This is a genomic window from Paraburkholderia sp. MM5477-R1, from assembly GCF_050436385.1.
GTDB classification, from domain to species: Bacteria; Pseudomonadota; Gammaproteobacteria; order Burkholderiales; family Burkholderiaceae; genus Paraburkholderia; species Paraburkholderia tuberum.
This window is the reverse complement of sequence record NZ_JBNDMC010000001.1, coordinates 116,619-129,077: the sequence shown is the minus strand read 5'-3', so window position 1 is coordinate 129,077 and position 12,459 is coordinate 116,619. Positions and strand designations below refer to the sequence as shown.

The window sequence follows — 12,459 nt, the reverse complement described above, 5'->3', positions numbered from 1 at the left end:
GCGGCCGCCGTCGAATTCACAGGCTACCGTTTTTCCGGTAGAAGTCGTTGACTTCGCGCAGCATCCGCTGCTTTTCGGCTTGAACGTAAATGGAGGTAGTCTGCAGCGAGGCATGGCCGAGCACGCGCTGCACGACGTCAAGCGGCACGTCTTCAGCCGTCGCTTGCGTGCCGAAGGTATGGCGAAACGCGTGAGGGGACGTACCGGCCAGCAAGTTTGTTTCAGCCGTCGTCAAATCCGGCATCCCGGCGATAAGCCGCTTCATGGCCCACGCAATCATCGTGTTGAGCGAGTCGGGATGATAGGCGAGGGGGGTACCATCCGCATGCTTCTTCTGTGCCAACCGGGTTCGCGGAATAAACATCGGCGCGAGCAACGGACCGCTTGTGGCCGTGCAGAAGTCAAGGCCGCGATCGCGCCAGTGCATCTGGAGCGCGTCGATGGTAGCAGGGCTGACGGGCACCACGCGCTCCTTGCTGCGTTTTCCGATGACGAGCAGTTGCCATACCGGCGTTTCCGCATCGCCAAACGATGTAGGCGACAGCCGTTCGCGAGTGGCCCTCGCCAGTTCTTCGCGCCGAAGGCCCGAATCGCCTCCCAATAGCAGCACGACGCGTACTGCGCGCCAGTAAGAGGCGTCGGCAGCATCACACTGCATATCAATAAAATTCCGGATGCGCTGCCACAGTGCGGCAGGCAACGCGCGATCGACCCTGATCCTGTCGATCCGCTCGACAACGACAGGGTCGGTGACGGCTTCCCATGGATTGCCCGCGAGATAGCGGACAGCGACAAGCCATCCGAAAGCGGCGCGCAGCGCGCGGATCGCGTACTTCTGGCTTTCCGCGCCCAGCTCGGCGGACGCAAACGGCTTCCACCGGCCGCTCGCGCGGGGCGCCTTCGGGCCCACGAAAGCCGGATCGGGCGACGCCAGAAAATCCTTGTACGCCTCGCAGTCGTCGGCGAGCAGTGAACTTAGAGGTTTCTTGCGGACGGTGACCGACCACAAGAGAAAACGCTCAAGTTCCTTTGTGTACGCCCGCAGGGTTTTCGGCTGCTGGCGGAAGCGATAGAGATAGGTGCGCACCGCATCGAGATCGTGATGTGCGCTGATGTAAGGGAAGGCGCCGGACCGGTTCGAACCGTGCGCACCCGAAAGCGCGTGACCTACGGCCATGCGCTCCAGCGGCACCAGCGCGCGCGATCCGCCGTCGATCGTGACAAGTTCGCCCGCCGGTGCTGTAAGCGGGTCGGCCAGATCCACGTCGGCGTCGACACGTCGTTCGAGGACCGCTTCGTGCCGGCGCAACCATGCCACGATCAGCCGGGCGCGACCCGCGCCGATCCGCGGCACCGCCCGCCACCAGCTACCGCCGCGGCCGTTGCAGAAGTCGATCAGGTCGCCGAGTGTGGCAATGCCTTCTGCCTTCAGGCGCTGTGCCACCAGCGGCCGGAACCACATGCCGACGCCGTGATCCAGCTGCGGCTGCGCGACTGCCAGCGCCGCGGCCTGTTCGACCATCTTGAGGCTGACTGCCGTGAGGCGCGCGCTGCCGTGCGCCTTCGCAGAGGCTTTCAGGTAGTCGGCCAGTACGGGCGAGCCGTGTTCGAGCGCCAGCTCCACCAGCACCGCCTGCATGCGTCGCAGGTACGCGTCGGCCCACCCCGCAGTCGGGACGTTGCCGTCCTCGTCTTCGGTAAAGTACAGCCGCGCAATGGTCGCGGCGGGCACGCGCTGCACAAAGGCACGTAGCGCGGTGAAGTCGCTTCGCGTATAGCGCCGCGTGAGGGCGATGGACTGGGGTTTATTGGCCACGAAGTCTCTCCAGGCGCAGGGCTATTGCTTCAGCGAGGTCTCGTCGGCCAGTGCGAGCGCCAGCTCGGGCGGCAGTCGCTTCAGGTTGAGCGGGTCGTCGGTTGGTGAATCGAACGCGTCACCATTGTTACCACTGCGCAGCACGCTCCACAGGTCACGGCGCTTGACAGACTGCGGGGCGGCACCCTCTTTTGCCATAAAGAAATAGCGGGCCGCGGGCGCTACGCCGATGCGGACCAGCCATCCGGAGCCGTGCCGACCATACGCGATGTCCTGTCGTTCCCGCGCGGCGGACGCAATGAGCATCACCGGGGCGGGATGGAGCGACCGATGTGTAACATGCGCCTGCCGGAGTACGGCCTCGGTGCCATGCCTGGCGGAGAGCCAGCAGACGGCGGCAATGAGACGATGCGCACCGTTGTCGCTGAACACGGCGCCGCCCCAGGACACGAGTTTCAGCATCGTGCCTGGCAGCGCATCGCATGGGAATGGCTGGTCTCTGATTTCCGATTCGATATAGACCAGCGCCCGGTCATCCCACTTGGTCTTGGCCTTGTTTTCACCCTCCAACGCGGCAAGCGCATCCCGCCAGTTGCGAACGTCAAGGTTGAAGTTCTTGTGCTGAGTGCCCATCACCGTGTGCACGGGTACATCCTGATAGCCGGTCCTTGAGGCGTCGGCGAGGAAATCCAGAAAATCGGAATAGTCCGCCGAGCAGAAGAACGGGCGGTCTAGCATCGCCGGATTCGCGACGACGGCCGCCCTTAGGATTTTTAGCAACGCTGGTTCGTTGTGGCCGACTGACGGGAACTGGTTGGTGGTGCTGACGGCAAGGTCAAGAGAGTGGTCGGTCATCGTGGATTGAAGCGAAAGTTGCAGCACCTCCGATTAGCCCGTCACCGAACGGAGGCTGGTTTCCGGGAGTGCCGTTTTCACTTTCGCTTCTTCGCGTCAGGAAGTGAAAGACGGAAATGCCAGAGAACGGAAGAGAAAGCCTGAAATGTCGAATACGGGCAGGCCGGGATCAACGAACGTTTTGTGAAACATAGGTGTTATACACACCGACCGAACGGAACCCAGCACTGGTGGGGCTTTGACGGCAATCGGGCTTGTTTTTACCCTGATTGTTTCACGATGAGACGTAATCCGCGAGCGGGCCCCCAGCAGAGTCAAGCGTAAAATGCATATGCACTATGCGAGCGTGGACGGAGTGTAGTGGTTGATACGTATTTTGTAATGGGGCGCCGAATGCAGGGGAATTCGACGGCGTGGCCGTCGGAAGGGCGGATTACCCGGTGTTTTTGTACTAGAACATGGTGATCGGGCAAAACCGGAGCCTTGACCATGATCGAACCACGTTTCGTGCGGGCCGTCAACAGCACGCGTCCTTACGGCGCGCATCGTTACGACGTGTTCGGACCGAAGGTGGGGCGCCGGCTAACACTGTTCGGGCGATGTGCGCTGGATCTGTGGATCCGCCTCGAATCGGATGCCCACGTATTCGCATACTGTGAGAGGCCCCTGAGTATTCCCGGCACGAACCCAGCGCGGACCGTCGATTTCTGGGTCCGCACACCTGATGAAGAGAAATTATGCGTCGTGCTGCGTCCGTCGGAGTCGACTGCAGCCGCGCGGGGCGATAGCCTGTTTCCTGCATTCGAGAAATGGAGCAGGGCGTCTTCGATGCAGCTCGACCTCATTCATCCACAGCATCTGGACGACCCGCCGGTGTTGCGCGATAACAGGATGACGATGCTGCAGCACCTCGCGGGCACTCATTCGATTCCTGTCGGGGCATTGATCCGTGGCGTGCAGGACCAGTTACATCACGGCCTGACTCTGGCCGAACTCGAGCGGCGGCTAGCGCCCATCGACCCGATGCTCGTGCGCTCGGCGGTTTTCAGACTCGTGTTGCGCGGTGAGATGCGGTGTCCAGCACTTGGACTCGAGCCGCTGGGGCCGCACACCCGGCTGGAGCTGCCGTGAAAACGATCGCATTCGGTGCGTTGCGGTTCGATCGCCAGTCCATTCCGCAGGCTCTGATGGATGTCGGGCAGTGGCCACCCGCTGACGACAATGCGCTCTCTGACGAGGGGCGCGAGCTGCTGCAGCGCCGGATCAGGGCGATGACACTGTTTGTCGATGGGCACACTCCCCTGCGCGAAATCAGCCGGCAAACCGGCATTGGTTTTAACGACCTGTATCGTGTCTTCGAGCGATGCATCACGCAGCACGAGGACGGGCGCATCTTCGGTTGCCGCGCGCTGATTCCCTATCAGCATACACGGCCCTATGATCGCCGCTCGCTGGTCAAGCCATCCCGTCAAGACGTCGCAAGTAACGCCAGCGGCGCCTTCACCCAATTGCTGCAGCGTTATCCGGACCTCGCGCGCTGGATCGAACGCAAGGTCACTGAACGAAGCCGGAAGCACGCGGAGCCGACCGAAGTGCACCGCCATTTGTGGCGACTGCACGGGGGCTTTCTTGCGGAGTGCCGGCAGGCGGGCATTCCGGCACATGAATATCCATTCAACCAGAAATACCTCGGCGAGCGATCGCTTGCCACGTATGTCCGCACGCTGGCGAACCGGAATTTCGACGCTGCGGCCCGGGCAGCAGGTGCCCGGCAGATTGGCCATCGTTGGCGCGACGATCCCGAAACCGTGCGCAAACCGGCGACCCGTCCCTACGAGGTAGTCGAGTTCGACGGTCACAAGGTCGACGTGCGCCTGACACTGCGCATCGATGACCCGTTTGGTTTCGAAACGCTGCTTGTGCTGCACAGGATCTGGATCCTGCTGCTGCTCGACGTGGCAACGCGCGCCGTGATTGGCTATACGCTTTCGCTGGGCCACGAATATAACAAGGACGACATTGCTGTGGCCCTGCAGGCCAGCCTGATGCCACACACAGCACGCGCGTCGAAGATTCCGGCGCTGACTATCCGGCCGGGCGGAGGGTTCCCGTCCGCGGTGATTCCCGAAACGGCGTGGGCATGCTGGGGCACGTTTCGCTTCGACGCCGCGAAGTCCCACTTCGCAACTGCGACGCTCGAGCGTCTGACCCAGGTTGTCGGCTGCGCGACCGACAACGGGCCACTCGGCCAGAAGAATGAATGTGCGCTGATCGAGCGCTTCTTTGACCGGATAGCGTCGCACTTCGCGCACAGATTGCCGGCCACCACGGGTCGTGATCCGCGCGCAGTCGAACGCGCACTCAACGATGTCAGTGGCAAAACCTCGTTGATGATGACCCTCGACGAACTGGAGGATGTGATCGACGTGGTTCTCGCCGACTACAACGGCGAACCGCACGGAGGACTGGGCGGGCGAACCCCGCTGGAGGCGATGCAGTTCCTGCTCGCGAGAGAGGACGGACTGCTGCGCACGCTACCGTTAGCCCGGCGCAGTACCTTGTGTCTTCTCCAGGAGGCTCGTGTCGTCACCATTCGCGGCAACGTGAGCCGAGGCGAGCGCCCGCACATCAATTTCGAACACGTGCGCTATGACAGCCGCGTGCTGTCGGGCATCGCGGGACTGATCGGCAAGCAGCTCCGCATCTATTTCAACGTCAAGGATATCCGCCATCTGCACGCGTTCCATATGGACGGATCTGAACTTGGTGTGCTGACCGCAGCGCAGCCCTGGTGCTTTACGCCACATTCGCTGCGTGTGCGGCAGGAAATCTTTTCGCTGATCCATCAGCGAAAGCTGGCGGTCCGGGAGGGCAGCGATCCCGTTAGCGCATGGTTTGTCTACAAGAAGAATCAGGCGCGAAGCCATACGCGCGATGCAAACGACCTGGCGCGCATGCTGTCGGACCGTGCGAAGTTGCATCAGGGATTGCCTGCGCCCGACGTCGCCGATGCGAGCGCAGCGGTAACCCGTGAAGCGCAGACGGCGGAACCGCCTGCGAAAACCGCACCGAGGCCACCGTGGCTGACGCAGATTTTCACGTTCGGGTGACCGATGCCTGACTCGCTGCCACGTCCTGTTGATCCCTCCGAACATCCGCTCGCGAACCAGACGTACATGGTGCCGACGCCGGCGATCGCGGCGATGTACGCGCATGTGCGCCAGTGTATCCGGCGTGGCGTCGCCGGCGCCCTGATCTATGGGCACACCCGCTGGGGCAAAACATACGCGATCCGATACTGCGTCCGGCTTCTGCGTCTGGAGCTGCCTCGCGCGGCGATCCTGACGATCGGCATGCCGCGCAATCCGTCGCGTTCGGAAGCCCTGTTTTTCGGCATGCTGCTGAAGGCGGCACAACATGAGCGCCCGGATAGCGGCACGGCGTTACAGCGCCGGCTGCGTCTTTATCACAAGCTGGCTGAACTGGTAGAACGCGCCGCTGGCAACAGACTAATCGTGTTCGTCGACGAGGCGCAGCGTCTGGAACTTGAGCACTACGAATGGCTCCGTGATGTGCAAGACGAACTGGAGCGCCGAGGCGTACGGATGTTCACGTTTCTCGTCGGTCAACCGGGCATCCTGAACCGCAAGAGCTCGTTCCGGCAAAGCGTCGACACATCTCAGATCGTATCCCGTTTCATGATTGACGAGTTGCGCTTTGAAGGCTTCCGTTCCGCCGACGATCTGAAGATGTCGCTCGGCGCGTACGACACTTCGACCTTTCCGGATCGCAGTGAATGGCCCTATACGCGCTTTTTTCTGCAACGTGCATTCGACTCGGGTTTCCGCTTGGGAAAGCAGCACGGGGTGTTGTGGGAGGCGTTCGATGCCGCGCATCGGCGCGCGCGGTTCGATTTCACGATGGAAATACCGACGGAATATCTGGCCCGCACGGTGGAGATCGCGCTGACGGACAACATGCAGCACGACGCTGCAGACTTCGCACTGAGCCAGGCCAGCTGGTCGCAGGCGGTGGAGGAATCGAATTTCGTCGCCGCACTTGAGGAGTTGCGCATCATCTTTGTCGACGAGGCTGCATACGGATCGTGAAGCGTTTCCATATCCTTGTGCCACACCCTGAACATGAATCGCCCGGCCTGTGGTGCTGGCGTGATGAATGGCACGCCACCGGGCAATCTGCATTTGCGCTGCTTGCCAAATTTCAGCGGCTCAACGCGCTGTCATGCGCCGGCCTCGCGGACTGTTTCGGCCGTCGTGAAGGGCGGCGGTCGGTATCGGGGAGCATGGACCTGCGCGACGCACGGCAATTTGATGTCCGTCGCCTGACGGATGTGCTTCGCCTGCCCCTGGAAGACATCGCGTGCGCGTTCGTCATGCCGTCGCATCTGGCGCACGTGATCGCGGTGCCGACGCTGCGCTGGTGCGCACGGTGCGCGCGTGAGGGCGTCCACCTGACGGTGTTCCAGCTGCGAACATGTCGTTCGTGCCCCGTGCACCACACTCCGCTGGAGGAGTGTTGCCCCCAGTGTGCCCTTGAGATTCCCTTCCGGCTGCGACGAGACGTTTTCAGGGCGCCGTTCTGCTGTCCCTCCTGCGGCACGCCGTGGATTGCACCGTCGCGCGGTCTTGATGACCTGCGGGTCGACGGTGCGCATCGGCGTCTGCTTTCCCGGTGGGCCGCCGGCCAGCGTCGTGTCCTACAAGGTGGTCCGCAAACGGATCCCATGGACGGCGTATGGAACGTATGCCGGCCCGAGGAAAGGGAAGTGAGCGGGTATGCATCGTGTACGATGTTCCCTGACGCAACCGCCGGTGACGATGAACTCCTGGCGGGAGCGCGCAGTTGCTACAAGGCCATCAGGCGCTGGGTCATGCGCGAGTATGGCGGCCAGCATCACGTGTGCATTGCGTCGGCCACCCACCATCTACGCAGGAGGATGGATGGCCGCTCGACGCCGCCGTTCTGTCCGGTCGCACAGGCTGTGTTGCGGTGGCGCACGAAATGGGACGGCTTTGGCGTTCCCGAGGCGCTGCTGCATCCACCGCTGCACGGTCCGCTTGGGATCGTCGTCTGGCTGTCGCGTTATGCGCCGATCGCGCCTAGCGAATGGAGCGAGTCAACGAGCCGATGGCTCACGCTGCATCTGTTCGCAATCGCATGTCTCGACAGTTTTCATACTTTCCTCCATGAAGCGCAGCAGGCGCGCAGTCATGAGCGCATTGTGTGGTGGCCGTTTCCCGTCCATGACTTCCCGCAGCGCGAAGTGGTCGCGGGGGGCCGTGACCGGCCCGATGATCCCGCACAATTCCGACTGATGTCGCTCCAGCTCAAGCGAGGTATCCGCGTTTTGCCCAGCACCACACCCGGCGGCCTTGCACATGAAGAACATCATGCAGGGCTTTTGCTCGCTATCGGGAATGCGGGCGACGGACCTGCTTCGTCTCTTTCGCCTCGACCTCCAGAGCACGTCAATCAGCCGACAGCACCGGGATACAGCGTTTCGGCTGTGCTGCCGCGATACGACGCTTGCCCGGTCTTCACCCCCGCGAACACCGTTGAAGGCGATCCGAAATCTGTTGTTGCCGTGTGAGTGTCAACGCAGGCTCTCTCTGGAGAACGGAGTTGCCGTAAATTTTCTGACGAACTGAGAAACCGGTATGTAGCAGCAGGCGAGTGCACTCGGGCAGCCCATAGACCGATCGCCCAACTCCTACGGCCCATCGCTCGGCGGTGGTTGTTATGGATAACGAATGATATGTGCGTTGCTCGTGCTATCGAACTTGAGGTGATTACGCTCAAGCATACTGATGCAGCAGCGGCAAACGCGGACCTCCGGGCGGAACCGCCTCTCTCTGCGCAAAATCGCAGCCGGTAGTGAAATCCATCATCACCAGTCCAGTCGATGTTTTTCTTCCGTCTCCCGGTGACGGGTGTCGTCGTCGCTGTGAAGATAGATGCTCGTCGTCGAAATCGATGCGTGTCCGAGGTTGTCTCGCACGAGTCGCAGATCGAGGTTGCCGTCGGCCATGTGCGATCCGGCGCTGTGCCTCAGCCAGTGTGCGGATGCACGCTCCAGGTGCGTCGCTCGCGCGGCATAGTCTTCTCCGCGAAGCCTCAATTTGTCCGCTGCGCCAGCAAAGATACTTTTAATGATCGAGTGCAGCGCGGCACGCGTGAGTGGCTTCGTCGATTTGCCGAGCGGCAACACCAGCGGCGTGTCCTCGTGCGCGGACGGCGACGGTGCGAGCCCGCGCGCGCGCCGGTACCGCGCGAGTTCGACCATCATCTCGGCGGATGCGGGGACGAGTCGTTCCTTGTCGCCTTTGCCAAGCACCTCCAGCCACCACCGTTCGTTCCCCTCGTTGTCGCGCCGGCAGAAGAACTTGCCCATCGTGTTGCCACCGACCTCCGAGATCCGCAGGCCGCCGAGGTAGAGCAGGGTAAAGAGCCATCGAGCGCGCCAATAACGTTCCTGTTCCCGGTCGCTATCCCGCGGCAGGCCGTCGATATAAACCTTCACCTCCTGCCAGAGGTCGCGTTCCAGGTAGCGGGTGATGCGCGGCGCCTGTCGGCGGGACCGCTGGCGCGACAGGGACAGCGGGTTGCCGGCCAGATAGCCCGCTTCGACAAGCCATGAGAACAGCGCATTGAGGATGACCATCGCCTGACGCTGGCTTGAGACTGCGAGCGGCCCGTAAAACGGTCGCCAGCGCGGATCGTGACGCGGAAACTTTCGCCCGCCATCCGACATCCAGCGCGAACGCGGCTGGGGATCGCCAAGAAATACCCTGTAGGCGAGCAGGTCCTCATGCGTGAGTGATGACAGGGGTTTGCCCAGCTGCACAATGGACCATAAGAGAAGTCGCTCAGCTTCCTTACGGTAGTTGTCGAACGTGGTCTTCGTGTCGACGACGCGTGCCAGCCACGCGCGGATCGCGCTCAGGTCGTCAGCTGCGTCGATTTGCTGGCGACCGTTCGCCCGGTTCATGCCGCGACGACCGTCAAGGTCGGGCGGCAGGTCCAGCGCATCGAGCGGGCGCGGCGCGATCAGGATCGTCGTCATGGTTTCATCGTGGAACGGGTAGGAGCATGTGTCATCGCGATTGTCGCACGCGTGGGAGCTCTTTTGACACTACAGGCATAATGTCTAAAACGAGTTAAAGAATAGTGCGCTTGCAGGGCGCATGTTCCCGCCGACGCGAAAACGAGCCAGTTGCCGACGCGCAACTGCGCCGGTCAGCAAGCGCGTACAGCCGTCAGTTCGACGATGGATCTCGTATGGAACAGGCTCAGATAAATCCGGCATGCTGGTCGCGTAGTTGCCGTGATTCTTGAGGTTCCCGGGCAGGCGCGTTCGCGACGGTCGGGTTCCGCCTCAGCATCGAGCTGGTGCAGCGGATCGTGTCCGGCAGCCGGGCAGCTTCACCGAGATGGCCCGCCTGTTGATGCGCGCGCAAAACTGCCCCCCGTCCAGCGAGCGCGGAATTGACCTCGAAAGGCAAAACGGCGGCGCCTAAAGCGGTGGTCAAACCCGTCGTTGCGGCAAAACCTGCTGGCAGGCTGCGCGCGGGCGCTCCAAAGGCGCCCCGTTCACTTCGGAATGATTTCCGGGAAATACGCTGCGCCCATCGTCGTGCCGCCGACCGCGGGCCGATCCATGAACACGTGGTCGCGGCAGACGGCGTGCCTGCCGTGCACCGGTTTTTGCCGCTCAGCCTGAGGTTCGATCACCGCATCGTGACAGGCGGCGAAGCGGCGCGCTTCCTGGCGGCGACGATCGCGGATCTGCAGAACGCGTGATAGTCGTCAGTCCCATCAATGCATGGGTCCTGGCAGCGATACGCGCGGAACATGCATCGCCATTGCGATGGGCAGCAGTCAACGGTCGTCGCGCCAATATGCGTTGTATTCCTCTGCATTCACGATTGCAGAACACCACTTAACGTGTGCTCGGCGTGATTCGCCAGCATGGCATCGATAAGAGCGCGAGCCTCGCGGTCAATGCACGTGAGAGCAACGCTCTCCGACTCGTATGTAACGGGATCGCCGAAGTCACCGGCGACGTGTTGTTTTCGTTGCCTTCTACGCAACGACCACGTGATGCGATGTCAGCGCGACCCCATCGGACGAGTGGGCCGGGCGCGGCTCCATGTGCGCGTCGGTAACGAATCCGCGATAAGGCCCGACGATGTGATGTTGCATTGATTGACTTCGCCGTTTTTCGAGCAATGCAAAGCATCGTCGCGCCTGCGCGCTTCACCTGGCCTGCTGAACCGTCAGGCAGCCAGGCGACCGATCCCCATTTCCGGGCGGCGCTGGCCCTGCGGAAACACGTGCCATGTGCCGTCGGCATGGCGAAAGAAGAAGAGTGAAAACGTTCCGGTCGGCCGATCGATTTGAATGCACACGCGGCATGTTCGACCCGATCGGGAGCGGTCCAGCAGACGCACGCACGCCCCGCGGCCCTGCGTCGGGCCAACGAGCTTTTCGACCTCGGAACGCAGTGATCTGTTGCCCGCCATAATTTTCCCTTCGATATACGACGAATCGATGCTATGGAGATAGGTGCGTGCGTCCAATCGGCGCTGGCGGAATGTCGTCACAGGAAGCGCTGATTTCAGCCGTCACGACTTCCTGACTCAAAACCGGCATGCTGGATGCCATTTAAGGATTTCTGCCGTCTCGGCGGGGGCTTTTCTAATTTGGGCGCGCTGGAGGCGAGCAAGCGACGCGTTCGTACCCCGCCCGCGACACTTAAAGATCGAGAACCAGCTCCGCGGATTTCGCGCGCGACACGCAAACCATGATCTGCGTTTCTTTCTCGTCGTCGCGCAGCACGAGGTCCCGATGATCCGCCTCCCCTGAGCACAACGCTGTCTTGCATGAGCCGCAGGTACCGCTTTCGCACGAACTGGGCACGCGCACGTTCGCGTCGCGCAGCACCTCTAGGATCGAGCGATTGGCGGGAATGTCGAGCGACGTGCCGCTGCGCGAAAGCCGCACAGTGAACGGCGTGCTTTCACGCGCATCCGCGTTGCTTGCACCGAAGCTCTCGAAGTGCACCGTGCCCGACGGCCAGTGGCCGGTCATGTCCCGCACGGTGTCCATCAGCGCCTGCGGGCCGCAGCAGTACACGTGTTGCGCCGACTTCGACCTCTCGAACACAGGCCAGAAGTCGAACGCTTTCGACGGGTCGCCGTGATCGTGGTGAATCTTCACGTCCGACCGCCACTCGTCGCTGGTCAGTTCATCGAAGAACGCCGTGCCTTCCTGATCGCGGGCGAGGTAATACAGCTTGAACGAGCGCAGGCCTTCCGCCCGCAACTGCCGCGCCATCGACAGCATCGGCGTGATACCAATGCCGCCCGCGACGAGAACGAATGACTTTGCGCGCTCATCGAGGGGAAACTCGTTGCGGGGCAAAGAGACGTCCACGGCGTCGCCCTCGGCCGTATCGTCGATGAAGCTCATCGAACCGCCGCGTCCGTTGCTGTCACGCTTCACCGCGATGACGTACCGATCGCGCTCCTGCGAGTCATTGCACAGCGAATAACTTCGTCGCGAGCCGTTGGGCACCACGACGGTCAGGTTTGCGCCCGCCTCGAACGGCGGCAACGGCGCGCCTTGCGGGTCGGTCAGTTCAAAGCGCCAGATGTCACGGGCGATCTTCTCTTTGACAGCAATCTTCAGACAAAGAAAACCGTCTTCCAATGGGGGCGTCATGTCTGTCTCCTTCTGACCGGTCCGGTCTTGCGTTGCGTCAACAT

The 12,459-nt window shown here is 62.1% G+C and carries 9 protein-coding genes and 1 pseudogene; 5 read left to right on the top strand and 5 right to left on the bottom strand.

Annotated elements, in window-relative coordinates:
* Positions 1 to 16: 16 nt before the first annotated feature.
* Together OKW35_RS00625 and OKW35_RS00620 are read right to left on the bottom strand one after the other, a co-directional pair.
* Complete coding sequence (locus OKW35_RS00625) at positions 17 to 1,639, bottom strand: phage integrase family protein (protein WP_429550930.1); 1,623 nt, start codon at positions 1,637 to 1,639, stop codon at positions 17 to 19.
* Positions 1,640 to 1,837: 198 nt separating this feature from the next.
* Entirely contained in the window at positions 1,838 to 2,671 is an 834-nt protein-coding gene (locus OKW35_RS00620) for a hypothetical protein (RefSeq protein ID WP_429550929.1), read from the bottom strand.
* A gap of 489 nt (positions 2,672 to 3,160) precedes the next feature.
* On the opposite strand from OKW35_RS00620, the gene OKW35_RS00615 reads away from it, so the two are divergent.
* From OKW35_RS00615 to OKW35_RS00600, 4 genes are read left to right on the top strand one after another with little or no spacing between them, the layout of a single operon-like run.
* On the top strand, positions 3,161 to 3,802 hold the full coding sequence (locus tag OKW35_RS00615; RefSeq protein WP_429550928.1) for a hypothetical protein: 642 nt from the start codon (positions 3,161 to 3,163) through the stop codon (positions 3,800 to 3,802).
* Positions 3,799 to 5,781, top strand: coding sequence for a hypothetical protein (locus tag OKW35_RS00610; protein WP_429550927.1), 1,983 nt, complete (start codon positions 3,799 to 3,801; stop codon positions 5,779 to 5,781). The genes OKW35_RS00615 and OKW35_RS00610 overlap by 4 nt, the downstream gene beginning before the upstream one ends.
* A gap of 3 nt (positions 5,782 to 5,784) precedes the next feature.
* Positions 5,785 to 6,780, top strand: coding sequence for an AAA family ATPase (locus OKW35_RS00605; RefSeq protein ID WP_429550926.1), 996 nt, complete (start codon positions 5,785 to 5,787; stop codon positions 6,778 to 6,780).
* The gene (locus OKW35_RS00600; protein WP_429550925.1) at positions 6,777 to 8,282 is read left to right on the top strand and encodes a hypothetical protein; all 1,506 of its coding nucleotides are present in this window, start codon (positions 6,777 to 6,779) and stop codon (positions 8,280 to 8,282) included. Before OKW35_RS00605 ends, OKW35_RS00600 begins: the two co-directional genes overlap by 4 nt.
* A gap of 297 nt (positions 8,283 to 8,579) precedes the next feature.
* Here OKW35_RS00600 and OKW35_RS00595 read toward each other — a convergent pair whose 3' ends face one another.
* Positions 8,580 to 9,755 carry a tyrosine-type recombinase/integrase gene (locus OKW35_RS00595; RefSeq protein WP_429550924.1) on the bottom strand — a complete coding sequence of 392 codons (1,176 nt, stop codon included), beginning with the start codon at positions 9,753 to 9,755 and terminating at the stop codon, positions 8,580 to 8,582.
* A gap of 528 nt (positions 9,756 to 10,283) precedes the next feature.
* Here OKW35_RS00595 and OKW35_RS00590 point away from each other — a divergent pair.
* Positions 10,284 to 10,492, top strand: a pseudogene (locus OKW35_RS00590) (2-oxo acid dehydrogenase subunit E2); the annotation flags it as partial.
* A gap of 476 nt (positions 10,493 to 10,968) precedes the next feature.
* Here OKW35_RS00590 and OKW35_RS00585 read toward each other — a convergent pair.
* Complete coding sequence (locus OKW35_RS00585; RefSeq protein WP_429551219.1) at positions 10,969 to 11,214, bottom strand: hypothetical protein; 246 nt, start codon at positions 11,212 to 11,214, stop codon at positions 10,969 to 10,971.
* Positions 11,215 to 11,446: 232 nt separating this feature from the next.
* Positions 11,447 to 12,415 (bottom strand): PDR/VanB family oxidoreductase, encoded by a 969-nt coding sequence (locus OKW35_RS00580; protein WP_429550923.1) that lies wholly within the window; start codon positions 12,413 to 12,415, stop codon positions 11,447 to 11,449.
* Between the last annotated feature and the right edge of the window lie 44 nt (positions 12,416 to 12,459).

Excerpts from the sequence above, each read along its gene's own strand:
- OKW35_RS00625 (WP_429550930.1), bottom strand. The coding sequence starts at position 1,639 with ATGCAGGCGGTGCTGGTGGAGCTGGCGCTCGAACACGGCTCGCCCGTA.
- OKW35_RS00620 (WP_429550929.1), bottom strand. The coding sequence starts at position 2,671 with ATGACCGACCACTCTCTTGACCTTGCCGTCAGCACCACCAACCAGTTC.
- OKW35_RS00615 (WP_429550928.1), top strand. The coding sequence starts at position 3,161 with ATGATCGAACCACGTTTCGTGCGGGCCGTCAACAGCACGCGTCCTTAC.
- OKW35_RS00605 (WP_429550926.1), top strand. The coding sequence starts at position 5,785 with ATGCCTGACTCGCTGCCACGTCCTGTTGATCCCTCCGAACATCCGCTC.
- OKW35_RS00595 (WP_429550924.1), bottom strand. The coding sequence starts at position 9,755 with ATGACGACGATCCTGATCGCGCCGCGCCCGCTCGATGCGCTGGACCTG.
- OKW35_RS00585 (WP_429551219.1), bottom strand. The coding sequence starts at position 11,214 with ATGGCGGGCAACAGATCACTGCGTTCCGAGGTCGAAAAGCTCGTTGGC.
- OKW35_RS00580 (WP_429550923.1), bottom strand. The coding sequence starts at position 12,415 with ATGACGCCCCCATTGGAAGACGGTTTTCTTTGTCTGAAGATTGCTGTC.